General features: G+C 39.6%; 18 protein-coding genes. 5 read left to right on the forward strand and 13 right to left on the reverse strand.

Annotated features, from left to right (window positions below; genetic code table 11):
- Positions 1–126: 126 nt before the first annotated feature.
- The gene (locus C9J48_RS19075) at positions 127–771 is read left to right on the forward strand and encodes a DUF2057 domain-containing protein (protein ID WP_006232303.1); all 645 of its coding nucleotides are present in this window, start codon (positions 127–129) and stop codon (positions 769–771) included.
- A 75-nt stretch (positions 772–846) separates the two neighbouring features.
- Here the strand turns inward: C9J48_RS19075 and C9J48_RS19080 are convergent, their stop codons facing one another.
- Positions 847–2076, reverse strand: coding sequence for an EAL and HDOD domain-containing protein (locus C9J48_RS19080; RefSeq protein ID WP_006232304.1), 1230 nt, complete (start codon positions 2074–2076; stop codon positions 847–849).
- Positions 2077–2542: 466 nt separating this feature from the next.
- On the opposite strand from C9J48_RS19080, the gene C9J48_RS19085 reads away from it, so the two are divergent.
- A complete protein-coding gene (locus C9J48_RS19085; protein WP_006232305.1) occupies positions 2543–5677 on the forward strand; it encodes a chitinase C-terminal domain-containing protein in 3135 nt (1044 codons plus the stop codon).
- Positions 5678–6173: 496 nt separating this feature from the next.
- Positions 6174–6818 carry a murein L,D-transpeptidase catalytic domain family protein gene (locus tag C9J48_RS19090; protein WP_006232306.1) on the forward strand — a complete coding sequence of 215 codons (645 nt, stop codon included), beginning with the start codon at positions 6174–6176 and terminating at the stop codon, positions 6816–6818.
- Between the two features lie 606 nt (positions 6819–7424).
- Here the strand turns inward: C9J48_RS19090 and ald are convergent.
- From ald to C9J48_RS19140, 10 genes are all read right to left on the reverse strand, one after another.
- Complete coding sequence (ald, locus tag C9J48_RS19095; RefSeq protein ID WP_006232307.1) at positions 7425–8540, reverse strand: alanine dehydrogenase; 1116 nt, start codon at positions 8538–8540, stop codon at positions 7425–7427.
- Positions 8541–9409: 869 nt separating this feature from the next.
- Positions 9410–9676: a hypothetical protein gene (locus C9J48_RS19100; protein ID WP_006232308.1), complete on the reverse strand. Its 267-nt coding sequence runs from the start codon at positions 9674–9676 to the stop codon at positions 9410–9412.
- 49 nt (positions 9677–9725) lie between these two features.
- Complete coding sequence (locus C9J48_RS19105; protein WP_006232309.1) at positions 9726–10088, reverse strand: DUF2799 domain-containing protein; 363 nt, start codon at positions 10086–10088, stop codon at positions 9726–9728.
- Positions 10089–10186: 98 nt separating this feature from the next.
- Complete coding sequence (locus tag C9J48_RS19110) at positions 10187–10942, reverse strand: HAD family hydrolase (protein ID WP_242610850.1); 756 nt, start codon at positions 10940–10942, stop codon at positions 10187–10189.
- A 69-nt stretch (positions 10943–11011) separates the two neighbouring features.
- Positions 11012–12244 (reverse strand): organoarsenical effux MFS transporter ArsJ, encoded by a 1233-nt coding sequence (arsJ, locus tag C9J48_RS19115; protein ID WP_006232311.1) that lies wholly within the window; start codon positions 12242–12244, stop codon positions 11012–11014.
- 106 nt (positions 12245–12350) lie between these two features.
- Positions 12351–13352, reverse strand: a complete 1002-nt coding sequence (locus tag C9J48_RS19120; RefSeq protein ID WP_107281216.1) for an ArsJ-associated glyceraldehyde-3-phosphate dehydrogenase — start codon at positions 13350–13352, stop codon at positions 12351–12353.
- A gap of 202 nt (positions 13353–13554) precedes the next feature.
- Entirely contained in the window at positions 13555–14067 is a 513-nt protein-coding gene (locus C9J48_RS19125; RefSeq protein WP_006232336.1) for a phosphatase domain-containing putative toxin, read from the reverse strand.
- A gap of 65 nt (positions 14068–14132) precedes the next feature.
- Positions 14133–14894 (reverse strand): metalloregulator ArsR/SmtB family transcription factor, encoded by a 762-nt coding sequence (locus C9J48_RS19130; protein WP_006232335.1) that lies wholly within the window; start codon positions 14892–14894, stop codon positions 14133–14135.
- 159 nt (positions 14895–15053) lie between these two features.
- Positions 15054–16163 carry an alpha/beta fold hydrolase gene (locus C9J48_RS19135; protein WP_107281222.1) on the reverse strand — a complete coding sequence of 370 codons (1110 nt, stop codon included), beginning with the start codon at positions 16161–16163 and terminating at the stop codon, positions 15054–15056.
- Between the two features lie 336 nt (positions 16164–16499).
- Positions 16500–18137 carry a GMC family oxidoreductase gene (locus C9J48_RS19140; RefSeq protein WP_006232333.1) on the reverse strand — a complete coding sequence of 546 codons (1638 nt, stop codon included), beginning with the start codon at positions 18135–18137 and terminating at the stop codon, positions 16500–16502.
- A gap of 305 nt (positions 18138–18442) precedes the next feature.
- Here C9J48_RS19140 and C9J48_RS19145 point away from each other — a divergent pair, with 305 nt between their 5' ends.
- Both C9J48_RS19145 and C9J48_RS19150 read left to right on the forward strand, forming a co-directional pair.
- Entirely contained in the window at positions 18443–20434 is a 1992-nt protein-coding gene (locus C9J48_RS19145; protein ID WP_006232332.1) for an SDR family oxidoreductase, read from the forward strand.
- Positions 20435–20502: 68 nt separating this feature from the next.
- Positions 20503–20769 carry an acyl-CoA-binding protein gene (locus C9J48_RS19150; protein ID WP_006232331.1) on the forward strand — a complete coding sequence of 89 codons (267 nt, stop codon included), beginning with the start codon at positions 20503–20505 and terminating at the stop codon, positions 20767–20769.
- Between the two features lie 127 nt (positions 20770–20896).
- Here C9J48_RS19150 and C9J48_RS19155 read toward each other — a convergent pair whose 3' ends face one another.
- Both C9J48_RS19155 and C9J48_RS19160 read right to left on the reverse strand, forming a co-directional pair.
- The gene (locus C9J48_RS19155) at positions 20897–22576 is read right to left on the reverse strand and encodes a wax ester/triacylglycerol synthase family O-acyltransferase (RefSeq protein ID WP_006232330.1); all 1680 of its coding nucleotides are present in this window, start codon (positions 22574–22576) and stop codon (positions 20897–20899) included.
- 11 nt (positions 22577–22587) lie between these two features.
- Complete coding sequence (locus C9J48_RS19160) at positions 22588–22944, reverse strand: phasin-related domain-containing protein (protein ID WP_006232329.1); 357 nt, start codon at positions 22942–22944, stop codon at positions 22588–22590.
- Positions 22945–22978 lie beyond the last annotated feature (34 nt).

Here is a 22978-nt window from a genome sequence, read left to right on the forward strand (position 1 = left end):
AGCTGGTTCAGTTTAGATTCAGGTTTCTAGCTTCAGACTCAAGGTCGCTGGGTATACAATGTAATACTTTGTCACACTTACATTCGCTTTATCTTAATTCGTCATTAGAATTCGAAAGGAATAAACATGAAATTACGTACCGCCATCATCGCTTTAACAGCTTGTGGACTGAGTTTCCCAACATTAGCAGACGTAAATCTTGAATTACCTAAAAGTGCTGAACTTGTACTGGTCAACGGTGTTGATGCTGATGGTAACAATGCGCTTACTTTGAAAGATGGTAAAAACCAAATCGCATTCCGCATTGAAGAAAACTACCGCGAAAATGGCGATTACAATTTATTCAAGTCAGATATCGTTATCATGACGTTTGACGGTCAAGATGCTAATTATGTATTAACACTACCTAAAATCACATCAAGCCTTGAGGGTGAAAAGTTTAACCGCGCCCCTTCACTAAAATTAAAAAATAAATCAGATAGCTCTGTGGATTTTGAGCAGGGTAAGCTAATGAAAAATGGCGTACAGTTTGGTCGTGATTTAGAAAAAGAGATGGCAGTCTACAACCAATCATCTCAGCCAGCGGCCTATGCAATGGCAACAGGTGCAATCGCGGTAACACTACCAGCAACGATTAACCCTGCTGATTACCCTGCACTTCAAAATAAAAATGGCGACAAAGCAACTGTAGCTGGTCAAATGCTAGATTACTGGTACAGCCAAGCAGATGAAGCAACACGCGCAAACTTTAAAGCCCGTATTGCGAAGTAAGCTCTTTTTTCTATTTTATTAGAATGATAATACAAGGCTTTGTGAAAACAGAGCCTTTTAAACTGCTCATTATCGTTAATGTAAGTAACTGTTATTACGTACTTCACGGATCATTTGATTATACAAACGCCCTACCAAATCTGGCGAAATATTATGCCCTTCAGTTACACTATAAAGTAACTGCCAATCAGCCTGTTCAAATGCGATAACACTTTCCAGGTATTTTTTAAGTTCACACTCTTGCCCTAATAAGGCTTTTTTAATTTCATCATTAACCTTCAACAAATCTAACGCTTCTTGAATATCTAAGCCTAAAATATCGGGAAGATTTGAAAATAACCCAACCAAAAAAGCCCTATCTATAAATGTTTTATTTTTACCTGTATTCATTGCAACCAACTCACAAAAACGTGCTCGACTGACCGCTTTCGTATAAATATCAGTCGTTCTAGTTTGCGTTAATTCTTGCGCTGTTAATAACGATATAAACTTCCGCATATTATTCTCTCCCATAAAGCATACAGCTTGCTTTATCGAACCAATCGTACCTTGTCTGCCATACAAAGACGTATTCAGAAAAGAAATCAATTTATGCGTTAATTTAATATCAGACTCAAAAATGCTCGTTAGCTCTTTGTAACAGTAGTTATCTGTCATAACATGTTGAAATACATTAAGTAAAATACCTTCATTCAAAGTATTTGTTCTAACTTCAACAAGATTTTGCTTCGAAAAAACATCACCTTTGAAAAAGTCGACCTTACACAAAGAATACTGCTTAAACTCTTCATGAGAAGAGATATCATCAAGAATAATACGCAAATTGAACCTTTTTGCCTTATTGATCAATGATTCGACTAGCGATCTTTTCTTATTTTTTACCGATATTTTTACATGGCTTATACTTTTCAGGTAGTTTTCATAGCCGTTATAAAGAACACGATCATCCATTATTAAAAAGTAGTTATTGCGAGATGCTTTTTGGACTAAATCTAATAACTCAGTATCAAGAGTTTCTTTTTTTGATAATTCAATAACTAAGCCTCGTGAAGAAAAGAAGTAATCGATAATATTTTTAAATGTATTTTTCTCAAACGTAATAATTAACACTTTATTGTCTGAATACTGATTGATACCTGCATCAACCAATAAATCGTTCAATTTACGAGGGTCAGATCTGTCTGAAAAAACAGACATCGGAATACACTTGTCAGAAAACTGCGTTTTATTCATAAAGCTTATTTGGTAAGCAACCTTATTTTGCTGACGATTAAAAATAGGTTGTCTTACAACAGAAAAATCCATTTACTCTTACTCTTTTCTAAATATCGATAAAATCGTGGCAATTAGCACATTCTATGGAGCAGAATCACACTTTATTTATAGCATTATCCTGATGCTAGTCATTATTTAAATTTCATTTTTGCCAATTCAACCACAATTAACCTTAACACTGTAAATACATCGAAACCAACCCATTCATATAAAGAATGAATTTAAGTTGTTTATTTTCAGCCTAAATATCCGCTCTACCTCCACTCAAATTACCAATCTATCTAGCTTAGATTGACATTTAAATTAGTTATTGATGCAAAATAAGATCATTTCTGTTACATAAAAACGACAGTTATTTGCGATTTAGTATGTAAAACAAGACAATCGATAGTGCGCATTTTGCCATCAATCATATAGTTGTTTTTGTTCAGAACGAAAGTTTTATGAACGGTATAATTTTATTAATTCAATGAAACAATGTGTTAAGGATGATGACATGTACCATTTGAAGCAAAGGTCGGTATCTAAGCCCGTATTTACGCTCAGTACCCTCACCGTTTCTTGTTTACTTGCATTTAATGCGCAAGCAGCAATAGATTGCAGCAATATAGAAGAATGGAATTCAAGCTCTTCCTATTCAGGTGGATCGCAAGTACAAGAAAATAATATTGCTTATAAAGCAAATTGGTGGACTCAGGGACAAGCACCATCGACTCACTCAAATGACTTTCAAGAATGGTCTTTACTTGATAGTTGTGAAACTGGTGGAGGTATAGGCAACGAGGCACCAACTGTTTCGCTAAGCTCACCGTCAGCTTCTGATAGTATTACAGAAAATGACACTGTTTCGATTACAGCTAATGCAGCAGATACAGACGGCGCAGTGGTACGCGTAGACTTTTACACTAACGGCACGTTAATTGGTTCTGATTCATCCTCCCCTTTTGCTTTGGCATGGACAGCAATACAAGGCCAACATAACTTAACGGCAAAAGCGATTGACAATAAAGGCGCTGAAACAACCAGCTCAGCAGTTATTATTACTGTTGATACAGCTCAAGGTGGTAACGAATTACCATCAGTAGACCTAACACTCTCAACAAATATCGTAGAGATAGGTACAGCAGTAACCCTTACGTCGGTTGCTGCCGATTCTGACGGCACAATAGATAAAGTCGACTTCTTTGCCAATGGGGCATTAATTGGTACCGCCGCGACATCCCCATACACACTTACATACACTGCAACTCAGCCTGGAAGCATCACCCTTTTTGCACGTGCTACTGATAATGTAGGGGCAACCTCTGACTCTGCGATTAGTCAGCTTTCGGTATCAGGAGGTTCAGTAACAAGTAACTGCCGTCCTGATGGTTTATATCAAACAGAGGGGGTAACCGTACCTTACTGTAGCCTTTATGACGAAGATGGACGTGAAATCATGGGCGCAGATCATCCTCGTCGGGTGATTGGCTACTTTACAAGTTGGCGAGCAGGCGATGATGCACAAACCTCATACCTTGTAAAAGATATCCCTTGGGAGCAACTCACTCACATTAACTATGCGTTTGTGAGTATTGGTGCTGACGGTAACGTGAATATCGGAGACGTTAATGATCCGACTAACCCAGCAGTGGGGATGGAGTGGAACAACGTTGAAATAGATCCTACGTTAGGCTTCAAAGGGCATTTTGGTGCACTAGCAACAGCCAAAGTTAAATATAATGTTAAGACGCTCATTTCAATCGGTGGGTGGGCTGAAACAGGTGGTCACTTTGGTCCAAATGGTGATCGTGTTGCCGATGGTGGCTTCTACACCATGACAACTAATGCCGATGGCAGCATAAACCATGCAGGTATCGAAAAATTTGCAACATCTGCAGTTGAAATGATTCGTAAATACAAGTTCGATGGTGTCGATGTCGATTACGAATACCCAACCAGTATGTCGGGGGCTGGTAACCCTGATGACCAAATTTTTGCAGAAGCTCGTCGCCCTTACCTAATGCGTTCTTATCATGAGTTAATGCGCGTACTGCGTGAAAAATTAGATAAAGCCAGTGCAGATGATGGCACTCACTATATGCTAACCATCGCGGCTCCATCTTCTGGCTACTTGTTACGCGGTATGGAAACAATGGAGATCACTAAGTATCTCGATTATGTCAATATCATGTCCTATGATCTGCACGGTGCGTGGAACGAACATGTAGGCCATAACGCAGCCCTTTACGACACAGGTAAAGATTCAGAGCTTGCTATGTGGAATGTTTATGACACTGCGGCTTATAGCGGTATCGGTTACCTGAATACTGACTGGGCATATCACTACTTCCGAGGCTCAATGCCTGCAGGTCGTATTAACATCGGGGTTCCATATTATACCCGTGGTTGGCAGGGTGTCACAGGCGGAGATAATGGACTTTGGGGTAAAGCACCACTACCTAATCAAGCAGAGTGTTTAGCGGGTACAGGTGAAGGCGAGAAAAATAAATGCGGTAATGGTGCTATGGGCATTGATAACTTGTGGCACGACAAAGGAGCTGCCGGTGATGAAATGGGCGCAGGCTCAAATCCAATGTGGCATGCAATGAACTTGGCACAAGGCATTTACGGGACTTACACGGCTGCTTATGGCCTCACACCATCGAGTAATCCACTTGTGGGCACTTACGCGCGCAATTACGATGAAGTGGCTGTTGCACCTTGGTTATGGAATGCCGAAAAGAAAGTATTCCTATCTACTGAAGATAAAGAGTCCATTAACGTTAAAGCTAATTACATCGTCGATAAAGAGATCGGTGGCATCATGTTCTGGGAGCTAGCAGGTGACTATAACTGCTATGTGCTCGATGCTAATGGCCAACGTACCAGTATTGATGCAACAGAAAATGCCTGTAAGACCGGAAATGGCGAATACCATATGGGTAACACAATGACAAAAGCTATCTATGATAAGTTTAAGTCTGCTACACCGTATGGAAATACTGTCGCAACAGGTCCGATACCAACAGAAGCCGTCGATATTACAGTATCAATCAGTGGCTTTAAGGTGGGCGACAAAAACTACCCTATCAACCCTAAGTTAACCTTTACGAACAACACTGGATCTGAACTTCCTGGTGGAACAGAATTCCAATTTGATATTCCAACATCAGCGCCAGATAACGCAACCGATCAATCTGGTGGTGGTTTAGCGGTTATAGCATCAGGGCACACGGCTGCGAATAACATCGGTGGACTTCAAGGTGAAATGCACCGTGTTGCCTTTACCCTACCATCTTGGAAAAATTTACCTAATGGCGGCACTTACGAGTTGGATATGGTTTATTACCTCCCAATATCTGGACCTGCTAATTATGCAGTTAACATTAACGGTAAAGAATATGCATTTAAGTTTGAGTATCCAAATCTACCGCTAGGTAATATTGGCTCAGGTGGTAATGGCGGCGACTGTAATATTACAGGCATCAACATTTACCCTAACTGGCCACAAATAGATTCGGGCGGTCAACCTAGCCACGCTAATCAAGGAGACAAAATCATTCACAACGGCGTAATCTACCAAGCAAACTGGTGGACAAGCTCAACACCAGGAGGCGATGGCAGCTGGGCAACGGTTTGCTCAATTTAAACTAATTAACATCATTAATTTAAAACGCAGATAGTATCTGCGTTTTCATTTACCAAACGAACAATCAAGCAACCAACTATCAGTAAAACACATAAACCAGCTGCATATACGTTAATGTTTGGGTTTCATCTCTCACAAAAAATGAGATATTGTGCTCATTTTTTAGCCAAACAGTTCAACGGGCTATTTTTAACGTTGTTAGATAAATACAGATAATTTTATTAATAAATAACAACACGTTATAATCCGATACTGAAACTTTGTTTCACCTTTATATTCAATTTTGTAACCTTGGGTTTAAAGCCTAATTAAACGATGTTTAGTAAATAAGCGCCTGTTATTAAATTAATTATTACGCCATTATTTCAAACAACGCTTATGTAGTAAAAATATTATATACATTCCTTTACGCTTTAAGCACTAAACTTTATTATTTTTTATGTTAAAGTCTGCATCCCGTTAACACAAAGAATAAAAAGAGTGTTTAGTAAGTAAAATGAAAAAAGCAATTTGCCTATGCATTTTGATTTTCTTTTATTTGCCTATTCAGGCATCTGCAAGTAATGTCAAAAGTAGTTCATATTCTAATAATAATGCTGATATTGTAGTACAGTACGTTTACAAGAAGACAAACCTTGAAGGCGTTATTGATTATGCAATTTTCAAACAAGGATTTAACGCATACACCAATACTAAAGGAAAAAAGAAGTCGCTACTTACGATCATTGATTACAGTAAGCCTTCAACTGAGAAAAGATTCTTTGTTATTGATTTAAAAAACCATACATTACTGTACAACACGTATGTTTCTCATGGTGTAAACAGCGGTGGTAAAATGGCGAAAAATTTCTCTAATACTGTTGATTCCAGAAAAAGCTCGTTAGGTACATATCTAACATCAACGACCTATAACGGTGGCAATGGTTACTCACTAAAGCTAGATGGCCTCACTGCTGGCATTAATGATAACGCGCGTCGTCGTTACATCGTGATTCATGGTGCTGACTATGCGACAGAGACTTTTATAAAGCGAAATGGTTACTTAGGTCGCAGTTGGGGTTGCCCTGCTTTACCTAAAAAATTATCGAAAAAAATCATTGATACCATCAAAAATGGTAGTGTTATCTTTGCACATGCTTAATACTTTTTTAATTATGGTCGATATCATTTGATTTCGACCATAATGCATTTTAATCACACATAGTGATTAACTTAGAATATACAACGCTCGTTCATTCCAATCATGAAAAAACCAAATAAGAATAAGTACTTATATATCCCTCCTCACACTCCTAATTATTATAGTTTCATTAATAACAGCTAGCCAATTTACACTTACGATAACCACACAGCTTAATCTCTTTGATTTAATTATAATATTTATCGTAAAGAAAGGTAATTAACGGCTATATTGCAAGCCACCATAATGAATCCATTATCATCTCTTATTTTGAAATAAAGACAACAAACAATGTGTTCACATGACAGCCAATTTTAATTTATAACAATAATTCAAACGTTTGAAGGTAAGAGAGTTGCATTCGAGAATAGTAAACAACAACAAATGTAATGAATAATCACGTTTATAAAATATTTATTAATGATTCTATTAACCGGATAGATTCACAGAGAAGTAGTAAAAACGATATAAAAAATTATTCGTTTATTTTATTGACTATAACTTAATGAAGATAAAGAAAAATCCCCACCGAAGTAGGGATTTATTTAAAGCGTTGAGCAACTTTATTTAAGCAATTGCTTTATCTGCAGCAACAAACTCTAGGTCTAATGCAGATGCAACACTCTCACAAGTGATTTGACCACGGTAAACGTTTAGACCGTTTAGTAGGTGCTTATCATCTTGAAGCGCCGCTTTGTAGCCTTTATCTGCTAGCTTAAGAATGTAAGGCAGCGTCGCGTTGTTTAGTGCGAATGTTGATGTACGCGCAACAGCACCCGGCATGTTAGCAACACAGTAGTGAACAACATCATCAACGATATATGTAGGGTCGCTATGCGTTGTTGCGTGAGATGTCTCAACACAACCACCTTGGTCGATTGCAACGTCTACAATCGCAGAACCCGGCTTCATTTTCTTAATCATTTCAGCTGTGACCAGTTTCGGAGCAGCAGCACCTACAACCAATACACCACCGATAACAAGGTCTGCCGCTAGTACATGCTTTTCAATCGCTTCTTTCGTTGAATAAACACACTGAACCGTACCACCAAATTGCGCGTCTAAATCACGTAATACATCGATATTACGGTCAAGAACAACAACGTTAGCACGTAGGCCTACAGCCATTTGTGCAGCATTTGCACCAACAACACCACCACCGATGATAACAACTTTTGCAGGCTCAACACCTGGTACACCAGCTAGAAGCATACCGCTACCGCCTTTAGACTTCTCTAGAGCGAAAGCACCGGCTTGAATAGACATACGACCAGCCACTTCTGACATTGGTGCAAGTAGGGGTAAGCGCCCTTTGTCGTCTGTTACTGTTTCATACGCAATACATACTGCTTTGCTGTTTACCAAGTCTGTAGTTTGCTCTGGATCCGGTGCCAAGTGAAGGTATGTGAATAGAATTTGACCTTCACGCAGCATAGCGCGTTCAACTGCTTGAGGCTCTTTTACTTTGACAATCATTTCTGCTTCAGCAAATACCGCTTCAGCAGTTGGTAAAATTTGTGCACCAGCGTCGATGTAATCTTGGTCACTGAAACCAATACCTGAGCCAGCCAGAGTTTGGACGTATACAGTATGACCATGAGAAACAGCTTCATTTACTGACGCTGGAACCATACCTACACGGTACTCATGAACTTTAATTTCCTTAGGTACACCAATAATCATCTTAATTTTCCTTGCTGACTTGTTTAGGAGTTATATACACAATAATGAATTCCTCTTGGAATGTGTCACCGTTTTTTAACCAATATTCAACAAATGGTTCTGGTATTTTATTCCAAATCAGTATAATCAACCGTTCTTGAGCTGCGTCACACTATATAAATTCAATATAACCACCCAAAGCAGACCAGTTAACCAGGTTTACGAGCTAAAGTAGCGGTTAAAACCACAACTAAAAGAAAAAGCAGATATAAATACCAATAAAAACACTCGCATATAAGTAATATCAAGGTGTTAAATGCATATTTAGAGGATTAGCTATAGAACAAAGTACTATTTATATGAATTACAGCTCACAAAACACTACACTCGAAAACATATCAAAACCGCACAACAAAACACGGCCCGTTAACAAAAAAGCAACCAAATGGAGTGTTAGAGGCTGGTTTAAGATAATAAGATCACAAAAATGGAGACTGCAGATTTTCTATCAGTGATAAACATCACAGATAAACTTGTGACATTGAGTTCAAGAGGTGTTAGCCATTAAGGGTCACTCATTGGGCAAGCATTTTCACAGAGGGAGTTGATCTAAGTTTCAACGTTATACCATTCTGGATAAGTAAATTGTCAGATAATTGCGTAGAGAAAATTGATGATAACAAGGCTGGAATTGAAGTAACTAGTGGTTCCAATTATAAAATTCTAACGTACTTATAAGCTATTTTAACCAGCAAGGATGATCAGATACTTGTCTAGATTGGTATCTAAGTACAACAAGGCAGATTTATGGCATAAAAAAACCGCAAAAAGCGGCTTTCTTTCAAAACGATTATCGATTGATATAACGTTTAGCTTTTTACTTACTAACCTTAGTCTTCAACTTCCCAAGGCATGTCAGGCAATGCCGTTAAGTTTTCACTGTAACGCTTAAGGTCAAATGTACCTTCATTTTTGGCCACATCAAAAACTTCGATAGATAATGCACAAGCAATCATTTGAACGGCTTCTTCACGCGGCGTACCTGACATAACTAAGCGCATCAATGTTTCTTTCACCTTCACTGGATTACCATCAGTAAGTTGATTTTCAACAATTTCCACTAACATATCGCCAGTCATGATATCTTCGTTCTGCATTTTTATTGCCTGTATAATAAATTCTTGCGTATTTTACTCTATTTATAAGTCAGTACATACTGCCAGCTGAACTTTTACGTCCACTGACATAATCTTCACGAAATGTCCAATCTAGCTGATCGCAAATTCCGTTATACATAATGCCTTTCACGCCCAAGATATAAGCACTTTGTCGGCAATATTCAGCCCGCCCTTGCTCATACCCCTTATCATAAGCGCTCAATGTATCTTTATTTAACGTACTTAAGCTATCTAATGCCTTAAGCTGGGTTTCACTTTGCTTCGTATTACCGGAACTCGCACGCTCACTGCCGTAATCTTGCCAATCAGCCGCAGTTCCTAATGGTGGAACATTTTGATTAGCACAGCCTACTAAAAGAGCCAACAAACCTATTGTGATTTCAGCTCGCATATTTCTCCCCTTCTATGAAACACGCATAATCTATAGATATATAAAGTATATGCCCACGTAATATCAAAAAGCAGAAGTAAGCCGACAGCTAGCTAACACTAAGTATATTTAATTGGATTTGTCACTAAATTCAATACCGTAAGATGTGCTTGATGCATTGAATCAAAAGAGTAATCCAATGCAAGCGGCCCATATTTTGAGGAGCCTATAGAAAAGTCGGTAACATCAATATCGCTCACTAATACTGTTTTTAATCCCGCAGATAACGACGATTTGATGCCAGTAACGCTGTCTTCAATCGCTAAAACTTCATGAGGATTAAAACCCAATGTGGCACACGCTAGCTGGTATATATCGGGGGCAGGTTTATTAGAGGCAACATCTTCACCACAAAAAACGTGATCAAATAATTCAAGCCAACCATGACGTTGTAAAATACCTTCAACATAGATACGTGGCGCACCAGTAACGACCGCTAAAGGCACTTTTCCCGAGAGCTCATGCAGTAATGTACTCACACCCAACTTAGCCGGAATATTATCAAGCATTAGCGCTTTTTCTGTTATTACTTCCATTTGTTGCAACATGTGTTCTATAGGCATACTAATGGAAAAGCGAGTAAAAAGGTCTATCGCTACTTTATCCCATGTTACACCGGCATACCGCTCTAGAAATGCCCCCATTGAAAAGTCGATACCTAATGTCTTTAAAAAACCAGACCAATTTTCTGCATGGAACACTTCAGAATCGACAAGAGTGCCATCAAAATCAAAACAAATAGCCCGCATTTTACTTCCCCAACAAACAGAAGCGGCTATGGTAAAAGTTAGTTCTTCTGAAAGCAAAAAATTCACCAACACATCGTTATTAATGTGTTGATGAATACTTATCTCCAAGCTAGCTCAAGATGCCATCGTTCGTCGTTATAAAGCGGCTTCTACCTTAGGATGTGCAGGTAAGCGAATTGAAATTACCGTTGTTATAGTTAAGAAAACAAAAGAGACCCATAAACAAGCAGCAAGTCCGTACTCTTGATACATCCAACCCGATAAGATGGTACCAATTAAACGCCCCATCGCATTCGCCATATAATAAAAGCCAACATCCAGCGATACGCCGTCATCTTTGGCATAGCTAACAATTAAGTATGAGTGCAGTGAAGAATTAACCGCAAATACTGCACCAAAAATTAGTAGGCCAACGATAATAGTCAACTCTGGCTGCCAATTAAACTGTACACCAAGCGCGATGATTGCGGTAATAGCAGCAAGTAAAGCAGCCCACCCCATTGCAGCTCGCCCATCAGGTACAACACCTTTCGCTTTACCCGTTAACCGAGGAGCAAAACCTTGAACCACACCATAAGCAATAACCCAAGTAGCAAGAAAACCACCAACCATTACGTGGTCCCAGCCAAATACTTGTCCTAGGTAAATAGGCAATGCGACAACAAACCACACATCGCGAGCGCCAAACAAAAACATACGAGCAGCAGAAAGGATATTGATACTCTCACTTTTTGAAAATATCTGGCTAAATTTTATCTTGTTCTTCGCTTTTCCCATGTCTTTCTCAAGCCAAAGCAAACTCATGCAAAAAACAATCGCCAGCACAGCAGCCATTGCTAATACTGAGCCTTGAAAACCTAATGTCGCCAACAATAAACCACCTAAGAAAAAGCCTGCACCTTTAAGGGCATTTTTTGAACCTGTTAGAATTGCAATCCACTTATACAATGCACCTTGTTGATCACTAGGAACTAAGGTTTTAATGGCACTTTTCGCACTCATTTTATTTAAGTCTTTGGCTATACCCGACATAGCTTGTGCCAACATCACCCAAGCAACGGTAAGGTAAGCTGTCGGAATAGCAAGCATGACCAAAGCAATAACCTGCATAGCAAGGCCAATATTCATCGTGCGATTTAACCCAACTTTCGCACCAAGCCAACCACCAATAAGGTTGGTTACTACACCAAAAAATTCATAGAACAAAAATAGTGATGCAATTTCGAGCGGTGAATAGCCAAGTTGATGAAAATGTAAGACCACCAGCATGCGTAATGCACCATCAGTGATGGTAAAGTTCCAATAGTTAAACGTCACCAACATGTACTGCTTTACATCTTTCGACAGATTTGAAAACGCTGTAATCATTCCGATATCTCTATCTCATTCTCCGCATTTATTAGTTATTCATAAATACGGAGTAATTTTCTTCGTTAGCCATCATCAACTCAGCCAATGACAATGCTAGATGTGACTACGCAGAGCCAACTTGACGAATTAACTCTGAAGTACGCGTCGCGTAGCCCATTTCATTGTCGTACCACGCGTAAATTTTCACCATTCGATCATTAACAACCATGGTAGATAGTGCATCAACAATTGTTGAACGTTGATCACCTTTGTAATCAATAGAGACAAGTGGACGATCTTCAAAGCCCAGTACGCCAACCATTTCAGTTTCTGATGCTTCTTTTAGCAGTGCGTTAATTTCTTCAGCGGTTGTATCTCGGCTAACATCAAAAATAATGTCCGTTAATGATGCATTAGCTAAAGGTACACGCACTGCATGACCATTAATTTTTCCTTTTAACTCTGGGAAAATTTCTACAATAGCAGTAGCTGAACCCGTTGTGGTTGGAATCAAGCTTGAACCACATGAACGTGCACGGCGAAGGTCTTTATGCGGCGCATCAAGAATGGTTTGGGTGTTGGTTAGGTTATGAATTGTCGTAAAAGAGGCTTGATCGATACCGATCTTCTCATGAATCACCTTAACAATCGGTGCGATACAATTAGTAGTGCATGATGCTGCTGTAACTATGCTGTGCTTTTCTGGATCAAATAAATGATCATTCACACCCACCACCACATTGAGTACACCTTCTTCTTTTACAGGTGCAGATACAACAACACGTTTTACCCCCTGATCGAGGTACTTTTGCAGCAATGCTGTTTTACGATGAACCCCCGTAGCTTCAAGAACAACGTCACAGCCCGACCAATCGACAGCATCAATATCACGCTCTTGGCTACATGTGATGCTTGCATCGCCAATCAACAGCTGATCACCTTCGACAGTAACGGCATGATTCCAACGACCTTGAATCGAATCGAACTCAAGTAAATGCCCCAGTGTTTTTGCATCACCAGCCACATCATTTATCTGAACAAATTCTAATTCATCCCAATCAAAGGCTGCGCGAAGTGCTAAACGTCCGATACGGCCAAAACCATTAATACCGACTTTAATTGTCATGTTCTTACCCTTATTCATTCAATGTTAACGTAAACTGAAACGCTACATACGAAAACTCATATATATGCCTTACCGCATATTAATAAACCTAAGACTGATTGACCAGTTTTTTCTGTAAAAAAGCCCCTTAATGCATTGTAGTTCTTGCACTAAGGGGCTTAATTATCTAAGAGCTGAAAAATGTCCTAACTGTTAGAAACCGTTATTTAGCAAATTGTTGAATGTAATCAATGTGCGGTTGACGAGTAAATGCACCCGGACGAAGTGCTTGAATTTGTGCAATCGTAGGTTCTAATTCAAAACCACGAGCTAACATTAGGCGTGCAGCAATCAATCCTGTACGGCCTGAACCTCCCATACAATGAATAACCAATGACTCGCCATTATCTAGCATTGCTTGTGCAGCAGTATTCGCTGCACCCCAGTTTGCATCAAATGCTTCGCCTGGTGCACAATCATCTTCAATAGGAAGGTGAAACCACTTAAGCCCTAGCGTCTTACATTCTTGTGTCAACACTTCAAGTCCACCATCAGGTAAGTCACTTTCTTGCAATGCCGTTAAAACAGCGGTTGCCCCTGCCTCTTTTAATTGTACTAATGAATCATGCAAATTTGCTTCTTTCTTGCCTGGGCAAGGTGTTAGCAGAAGTTGTGCGCCCTGGCTGCTCAAAGTTGCATCTAGAGAAAGAGCCCAAAATGGATGTGTCTTTGACATTGTGTATACCTATATTTTATTATTTTGAAATGACTAAAACCTTGAGAGTTCAGTGTTCATAAAACTTATTTTTTCTTACTATATCCTGGCTTTTTTCTATCTTTAATCTGGCTAAGCTTTAATTTTTCATTATTGATTAGCCCAGGATTACCATTGCGTACAGTTGTTAATATGTGGTGGATCCAAACCGGTAAATTCTCAGGTAAACGATAGAAAACCCACAAACCTTCGCGTTGATCTTTTAAAATTCCCGCATCACGCAATAGAGCAAGATGACGAGAAACTTTTGGCTGACTAACAGACAAGGCTTTCGTTAAATCGCCCACAGAAAGGGCAAACTCATCTTCAATCAACATCAAGATACGAAGACGAAGCGGATCACTCATGATCTTAAAAAGTTCAACAGGACCAACAGCATCACTTTGACCTTCACCATTTAACATCAAAAATAATGCGATTCTTACTTTAAGCCCTTCATAAGTATCAATGAAACCCTGAGCCCCCTTTAGTGGTTTAGGATCTTTAAAATCCCAATGGATCAACGCATCAGATTCAGGGAATAATCCACATTCATTACTCGCCTTATCACATAGTGTTATAACCACATCAAAATGCTGATCATGTAATGACTCAGCTGAAACACTTTGAAGATTGTCACTATTCACACCATTTTGAGTTAATACTGTATAAACACGCTCATCAACAGTTTCGGGGCTCATACCCGCACTCATCACTTCATAACTATCATCAGCCATGTGTCGCATTAATGCCTCAGCCAGTTGAGAACGTGCCGAATTGCCAGTGCAGAGAAAAAGTATTTTTTTCATATGAGTCTTGATTTTCGATATTTGAAATCATTATATACGAACAATCATATATATCAAAATTCAGATATGGGAATTATTGATATAAAAATGCCACCTTGTGCATAGACAAAAGTGGCAAAAGATTAACTTATACATGAGCGTCCAAATGCTCGTTGTTTATCAACAATCAGAACGTAACGGGTCTTCCTTTAGGTCAAAGGGCTGGATCGTATTATCTAGGATCCATTCTTTGATTTTCGACATGATAAGGGGATGAGAAAGCAAATCGAGATGGTTTATTCCCTCGCCTATCCACTTATGCTTAGGTGGGAAATCCAACCCAATATGTCCTGTTTCAGCATCACCCAATGCACTTGATACAGGTACAAGCCCATCGCCTAACATTTGGCTTTTCTCATCGTAAAAATTATTCCCAAGGCAGCTCGCTATCGCATAACATGCAACCCCTTCAGGCAACGTAGGTCGCTTTTTAAGTATCTTTCTTGTTTCTTCATCTTGCTGCCAATCACTATGGCAAACAAAGCCTTGGCTTAGGTCTCTTGTTCCACTACTGCGAATTTCCGTTACTTTACTTAACACCTTTAAATACGGCGCATCTGCAATTCTCTCATCCACCCAGCTTGCCAGTTTAGCCAATGGGGCACCATTATGTGGTGTGCCTAATGTAATAAATGTGGTTAATTTATCTAACCAATCTACATCATGCTGCTTGCCATAATAACAAGCACTGCGAGTAACCAACCCGCCCATACTATGACCTACTATCACTAACTCAGTGACCGCACATGGCCAAGCGGCTAATAACGCCTCAAGTTTTAAGGCAAACTCTTCGCCGTTAGCTGAAATATGCATGCCAGTGTTATAACGAAGGTAGATGGGGGTATAACCAAATGTTGCCATGAAACGACCATGATCATGCTCTTTACGCAACCATTGCACATCATTCATGCACCAACCGTGTACGCAAAGTATAATTCTGTCTGTCGCTGCTGGCAGTTGAAGGGATAATAAAGCCGGATCGTTACTTAGTGTTTGCTGCTGATCGCGAAACTGCATCTTTTGCGCAAAACGACTATCACGTTGTTCAAGAGAATCACCTACCATGCCATTTAAGGTTGCAATCACTGCATCACTCTGGACGGGTGGTAGACCCTGCTCGATAAATTCTGTGACTTTATCTTTAGCGACTCCGGTGTTCTCAACCATTTTAGAAGAAATCTCATCTACTAATGCTTGGAATTTCTGACTAAGGTTATTCCTTGAAATCATACTCACACCCCGATTTGTGGTTCTAAATGCTTTCATCTAGTGATTCATCTTTCCAAGTACTAATATTTTAGCAACCTATTAGTAAATAACTTAATATCTATACAATCATATATTGTGTTGGCAATACATGTTTATATGACAATTTAGTAGATTTAATTGAAATAAAAGAAACAGAATAGAAAATAACAGGCAACTTGAATTTAAAACCAAAAAACATAATAATAAAAACCTGACAGATAATTATAATAAATAAAATTAGAATAATCACCCTAACTTTCACATTAAACATAAAAAAGGCTGAAATAATCCAGCCTTTCACGCTTATAGATAATACAATTAAACTTTTGTTGTTTCTTTAACCTTTATTTCAGTATTATTCTTTTTATAATCAATCAAAATCATATCAGCTGCTTTTTCTGCAATCATAATAGTTGGCGCATTGGTATTGCCACCAATTAACGTAGGCATAATTGACGCGTCTACAACACGCAAACCTTTAAGGCCAATTACCTTTAACTCTGGGTCGACGACAGCTTGATCATCAACACCCATCTTACAAGTGCCAACTGGATGGTAAATCGACTCCGCTTTTCGGCGAATGAATGCTTCTAACTGTTCGTCTGTTTGAACCTGTTTTCCTGGAAATACTTCAACACCTCGGTAATGATCAAAAGCTGGTTGCTTCAAAATTTCACGAGACATTTTAATGCCTTTTATCATGATTTTGATGTCTTCTTCGTTCTCTAAATAACGCGCATTAATCAAAGGAGGAACAGCAGGGTCTGCACTTCTCAATGTCAGTTCTCCTCGACTTTTAGGCCGAAGGTTACACGCATGCAATGAATAACCATGCCTAACTGTTTGCAATAGATTAAGACCATGATTATCAAGAAAACACGGTGAAAAGTGAAATTGAACATCAGGAACAGCAAGGGAGGGATCACTCTTTACAAAGCCACCAGCCTCTGCAATATTCGTGGTGAAATTACCTTTTCGAAATAATAAAAAGTCAAAAATACCTTTAATGGAACGCATTAAGGCAACAGGCGAAAAACCAACCGAGTGAAATGTACGTTCGCGAGTTACTGCCAGTACATCAAGATGATCTTGTAAATTTTTACCTACGCCATCGAGCTGAGAAATTTGTTCTATACCATACTGATTTAAAACATCTTTACCACCAACACCAGAAATTAACAAGAGCTGAGGACTGTTGATTGCCCCCCCACTAAGAATGACTTCTTTCGTTGCGGTTATCGTATGTGTTTTACCCTCTTTAAGGTAATCGATCCCAACTGCTGCTTTACCATCAAAGTTAATTTTTGTCGTCAATGCATCAGTAATAATGGTAAGGTTTTCTCTTTGTTCAATCGGTCGTAAATACCCGACGGCAGAGCTACAACGCTGACCATTTTTTTGCGTTACCTGATAATAGCCAACACCTTCTTGATCTTCGCCGTTAAAGTCATCTGCTAACTTATGTCCAGCTTGCTGAGAAGCGTTAAGAAACGCTTTGGATAATGGGTTTTTTGTCCGTAAGTCAGCGACATTTAACGGCCCACCCGCACCATGGTAAGTACTTGCACCACGCTCTTGGTGTTGAGCTTTTTTGAAGTAAGGTAATACGTCACTATAAGCCCAACCGTCATTACCTAGCGTTGCCCACTCATCGTAATCGCAAGCATGCCCACGTATGTAACACATCGCATTTGAAGCGCTACTTCCCCCTAATGTTTTACCACGAGGCCAAAATAGCTTTCGCCCACCAAGGTGTGATTCTTGCTCTGTATAGTAGCGCCAATTCATTTTTTTTGAGTGCATCATTCCTATCAAACCCAATGGTACATGTACCATTACACTTGAATCTTTTGGCCCAGCTTCTACCAAACAAACTTTTATATTTTTATCGGCTGACAATCTATTAGCAAGTACGCACCCAGCAGATCCAGCACCTACAATTATAAAGTCATACATAATATCCTCTCACATTCATTGTAATGATTATTGCCAGCCAAATTTTATTTAAAGTTAATATTGTTATTATAAATAAATGTTGTTTTTAATATAAAATCACTCTTTTCTACCATTATAAATCATAGTGTAACTTCCAAAAAAACTTATTAATTTTTTCACTTAAGATGAAATAAGGCCGTTAATTTAAATAAAAAGGTGATCTGTTTAATAGTTTCAAAGATTTAGTAACGACAAGAGCTCTGACCAGTGTATTTTGTATTTCTTAAAGGAATGTTATTAGATCAGTTGTATATTAAGGAGAGACCATGGCATATTTTTTGACTGGCGGTACAGGCTTTCTTGGACGAAACCTCATCACCAGACTTCTAAAGCGAGAAGGTAATATTTACGTCCTTTGTCACAATGAACAATCACGAGATATACTCAAAGCTTACATAGAAGAGAAGTCTATTCCTGCTGGCCGTGTATTACCTGTCACTGGTAATTTAACGCAGGCTGGTTTAGGTTTAGCGAAAGACGATATTGCAAAATTATCTGGCTCTATTACGCATTTTTTCCACCTTGCGGCTATTTATGATTTAAATGCCACAGCCGAAATACAAGAAGCTGTAAACATCGAAGGGACACAAAATGCTGTCGATGCGGCTGAATATTTACAAGCAGGTTGCTTCCATCACATCAGCTCAATTGCAGCTGCTGGTTTGTTCGAAGGGCACTTCCGCGAAGATATGTTCGATGAAGCGGAAAATCTCGATCACCCTTACTTCTCAACCAAGCACTTATCAGAGAAAGTTGTTCGCGAAAAATGTACCGTTCCCTTTCGTGTATACCGTCCTGGTATGGTTGTGGGCGACTCAAAAACGGGGATTGCAGATCGTGCCGATGGGCCGTACTACTTCTTCAAAATGCTACAACGCATTCGTAATGTATTGCCAGCATGGGTACCAACGATTGGTTTAGAAGGCGGACGTCTTAATATCGTACCCGTTGATTACGTTGTTGATGCACTAGACCATATTGCGCATAAAGATGACTTAGATGGACGTTGTTTCCACCTAACTGATCCTAAACCTTACCGTTCAGGTGAAGTGCTTAATATTTTTGCTGAAGCAGGCCATGCACCTCGTATGGCATTACGTTTAGATGCACGCTTATTTGGCTTTATTCCCAATCAAATGAAGAACGCTATTTTATCGTTACCAACGATTAAACAAATTAGCGACGTAACGATGAAAGATCTTGGTATTCCTTCATCAGCATTACAATTCTTCACCTACCCTACAGAGTTTGATTGCCGTGAAACGCAAAAAGCCCTAAAAGGTTCTGGTATTGAGTGCCCTCGCTTACCAAGCTATGCCCCTGCCATTTGGGATTATTGGGAGCGTCACCTTGACCCAGAGATCTCGGGTGATCGCAGCCTTAAAGGTCGCGTAGAAAATAAGATCATTTTGATCACTGGCGCAAGTTCAGGCATTGGGCAGGCAACCGCCTTCAAGCTTGCCGAGAATGGCGCACAAATGATTTTGGTTGCCCGTGATGAAGAAAAACTGGCTAACACTAAAAAGGAAGTCGAAGAACGTGGTGGTATCGCGCATACATACCAGTGTGATTTATCCAATATAGAACAGGTAGATACGCTTGTTGAAAATATATTGGCTGAACATGGTCGTGTTGATATCTTAATTAATAACGCTGGTCGCTCGATTCGTCGCTCTGTTGCAAACTCCGTTGATCGTTTCCATGACTATGAGCGCACAATGCAGTTGAACTACTTTGGCTCATTGAAATTAACCTTAGGCTTACTACCAAGTATGGAAGCACAAGGTGGCGGTCATGTTATTAATATTTCATCCATTGGTGTACTGACTAATGCCCCTCGTTTCTCTGCTTATGTTGCTTCAAAAGCCGCGATGGATGCATTTACGCGCTGTGCTGCCTCTGAATATTCAGACATGAACATTAACTTCACAACGATCAACATGCCTTTAGTGGCAACACCAATGATCGCACCAACGAAGATCTACAAATCGGTACCAACATTATCGCCAGATCAAGCTGCTGATTTGTTAGCAACAGCAATCATTGATAAGCCTAAACGTATTGCAACTAACTTAGGTATTTTCGGTTCCGTGATTCATGCCCTTTTCCCTAAACTTGCTGAAATAATCATGAACAGTAGCTTCCGTATGTTCCCTGATTCGAAAGAAAGTGAGCAAGGTAAAGAAGATAAAACAGAAAAAGCATCATCAGCAGAGCTAATGGCATTCTCTGCACTACTACGTGGTATTCACTTGTAGTTTAAAACCCACCTTCATCGGTGGCTAGGTATTAACAACTTTATAATTTTAATTAAGGATAGAAAATCATGGCAGATTTAAAAGCAAGCTTTGCACAAGCACAGTTAGACGTTAAGAAACTGACTCAGCGCCCAACAAACGATGAATTGCTCACAATGTATTCTTTGTTCAAGCAAGCCACTGATGGTGACGTACACGGCAAGCGTCCAGGCATGTTTGACTTTAAAGGGGCGGCAAAATACGAAGCATGGGAAAAGCAAAAAGGAATGGATGCTGAAACTGCGATGCAGAAGTATGTTGAGCAAGTAGAAAAAATGGCAGCAACTTACGCATAATCTATGCGTAGCTAAGATACTATAAGACCGCACTTGATGCGGTCTTTTTTATGCGCAGAAAAAACCGCAATCTATAAGTATAGATTGCGGCAATAAGGGGAAGGAACGTCTTTCTTATTATGCTACGTTATGATGAAGCTGATGAACTTTTTGGAATGATATCGATAGCAACTGATTCATTCATTAGCTCTTCATTTATCGGCTTAACTGCAGGATCAATCTCGATTGTTTTAGAAAGCATGGCAGTTAACTGTGATAATTGCTTTTCCAGTTTCTCTACTCGCTGCTGTTTCTCTATATACAAACGCTCAAATTCAGCATCATCTGGCGTAAGGGCTTCGCGTGCTGCAAGTACCGCCATTTCAACCGCCACTGTATCGCTATCATGACTTTCCATCTGCTCTGATACCGCTGACACTGCTGTATCCATGATGTCTTGTTCTAACTCATCTAAGGCTTCTTCCATGTATCCTGCAATTACCTCAAACCCAGGTAAAGACTGACTACATGCAACCAATGAGTAGTACATCTTCCCTGCATTACTGAAGAATGTAATATTCAGCGTTTGGCCTGGCATAAGCAACGATACTGGGTATTGCTCTTTTACTTCTGCACCCATGAAATACAAGGTGTCTTTTACACCCGGTACATTAGAGATCAGTAAGTTACTTGCTGGCGGAATAAAGCCATTTAAGCCAAATTTACCACTAATTAGAGACGCACCATTAACAAGTAAAGAGTAATTAACATAAGCATCAGGTGAGATATTTAAGGCTTCATTTTTTAAATCAACCGTTGCCTGCTGAATCGCTTCTAATCGCTCTAATGACGTTAAGTGTGCTCGACCTAGCTCAACATGCCCGATAGACATCTTATTGCCTTTACTTGCAACCTCTCCTTTACTACGAAGGTTAATTGGCATCATGGCAACTAACGGTTTTCTTAAAGGTAACGAGCGATCATTCAAGTACCGATTCAGCGCAATATCACTTACCGTAAAGAGTACATCATTCATTGATGAACCAGTAATGCGACTAAGCTGATTCAATTTACCCATCGAAAAATGCCCCAAACTCACCGCTCGGCTACGCTTAGGGCTCAAGTTAAAAGGCGTTTTGGGTGCGGTAAACGGCACCTTCAAATCACAATCAGCCAGTTTTACAGCTTTCAATGCAAGCTTACTACCCAATCGGAACATGGATGGAATAAGTGATATTTGCTTTGATGCCTGCGAGGCTGTTTTTATTACCATGTCGGTAAGGTGTGTTTCTGCACGACGCTCTGACGCCGTTTTACGTAAATCACACTGCCAAATAGGCTTAGTAAATGATTCTTCTGGATTTGTAGCACAACTGCGGGTAAATAAACTACTGGCACGAACACCATCAGCCATAGAATGGTGAATTTTAAATACAATAGCCACACGGTTATTTTCAAGTCCACCAATCACCCATACTTCCCACATTGGTCGACTTCGATCCAATACTTGACCATGTAGACGACCAACAACTTGTTGTAACTGTTGATCATTTCCTGGTGAGGGAAGCATAGTAATACGTAAATGATCTTCTAAATTCACTCTCGGTAGTGTTTGCCAGCTCGGTTTGCCTGTAAACGACCACTGAAGCTTCCAATTAAAAGGTGCTGTCACATCAGTTTGCTGTAAAAATTCACCATAAAGATCTTGCGCATACGTAGCCGCATGCTCTTTAGGCGGTTCTAATACAACTAAACCAGTTACATGCATTGGTGTTTTGTCAGATTCAAAAATAATGAAACTTAAGTCGAGAAGAGACAAACTAGGCATAGATGTTCCTCTTATTTTTGCAAAAGCTTATCAACAGCTGCCGTTAGCGTATCAATACGCTCTTCGAGGCCTGATAATTTAGTGCGGTCGATACCGCTGGTACGGCGAATAACATAGTTCACCTGCTTTTCAACGTTACTTAAGACAACTTTTTTGGTGGAACCGATACGCTGCTTACTCTCGGCTTCAACATATTCACCTTTATCAACTAAAGCGCGGAACTGACTACTTAACAAACCTCGAGTTTGCTGTTTTTGTTCCATGCCTTTGCTATAAGCACCTAGACCCGCTAAATAAACAGTGCGAGCAGTCTCTTCACCAACAGAAGTAACAGATTTAACACTTCCGATTATATTTTTTAGTATCATAATTAATTCCCTTATTTATTATTAGCCTGCTTCT

The organism is Photobacterium profundum (assembly GCF_003026285.1).
Classification (GTDB): domain Bacteria; phylum Pseudomonadota; class Gammaproteobacteria; order Enterobacterales; family Vibrionaceae; genus Photobacterium; species Photobacterium profundum.

Coding starts and splice junctions, on each gene's coding strand:
- C9J48_RS19075 (WP_006232303.1), top strand. CDS start 127: ATGAAATTACGTACCGCCATCATCGCTTTAACAGCTTGTGGACTGAGT.
- C9J48_RS19080 (WP_006232304.1), bottom strand. CDS start 2,076: ATGGATTTTTCTGTTGTAAGACAACCTATTTTTAATCGTCAGCAAAAT.
- C9J48_RS19085 (WP_006232305.1), top strand. CDS start 2,543: ATGTACCATTTGAAGCAAAGGTCGGTATCTAAGCCCGTATTTACGCTC.
- C9J48_RS19090 (WP_006232306.1), top strand. CDS start 6,174: ATGAAAAAAGCAATTTGCCTATGCATTTTGATTTTCTTTTATTTGCCT.
- ald (WP_006232307.1), bottom strand. CDS start 8,540: ATGATTATTGGTGTACCTAAGGAAATTAAAGTTCATGAGTACCGTGTA.
- C9J48_RS19100 (WP_006232308.1), bottom strand. CDS start 9,676: ATGCAGAACGAAGATATCATGACTGGCGATATGTTAGTGGAAATTGTT.
- C9J48_RS19105 (WP_006232309.1), bottom strand. CDS start 10,088: ATGCGAGCTGAAATCACAATAGGTTTGTTGGCTCTTTTAGTAGGCTGT.
- arsJ (WP_006232311.1), bottom strand. CDS start 12,244: ATGATTACAGCGTTTTCAAATCTGTCGAAAGATGTAAAGCAGTACATG.
- C9J48_RS19120 (WP_107281216.1), bottom strand. CDS start 13,352: ATGACAATTAAAGTCGGTATTAATGGTTTTGGCCGTATCGGACGTTTA.
- C9J48_RS19125 (WP_006232336.1), bottom strand. CDS start 14,067: ATGTCAAAGACACATCCATTTTGGGCTCTTTCTCTAGATGCAACTTTG.
- C9J48_RS19130 (WP_006232335.1), bottom strand. CDS start 14,894: ATGAAAAAAATACTTTTTCTCTGCACTGGCAATTCGGCACGTTCTCAA.
- C9J48_RS19135 (WP_107281222.1), bottom strand. CDS start 16,163: ATGATTTCAAGGAATAACCTTAGTCAGAAATTCCAAGCATTAGTAGAT.
- C9J48_RS19140 (WP_006232333.1), bottom strand. CDS start 18,137: ATGTATGACTTTATAATTGTAGGTGCTGGATCTGCTGGGTGCGTACTT.
- C9J48_RS19145 (WP_006232332.1), top strand. CDS start 18,443: ATGGCATATTTTTTGACTGGCGGTACAGGCTTTCTTGGACGAAACCTC.
- C9J48_RS19150 (WP_006232331.1), top strand. CDS start 20,503: ATGGCAGATTTAAAAGCAAGCTTTGCACAAGCACAGTTAGACGTTAAG.
- C9J48_RS19155 (WP_006232330.1), bottom strand. CDS start 22,576: ATGCCTAGTTTGTCTCTTCTCGACTTAAGTTTCATTATTTTTGAATCT.
- C9J48_RS19160 (WP_006232329.1), bottom strand. CDS start 22,944: ATGATACTAAAAAATATAATCGGAAGTGTTAAATCTGTTACTTCTGTT.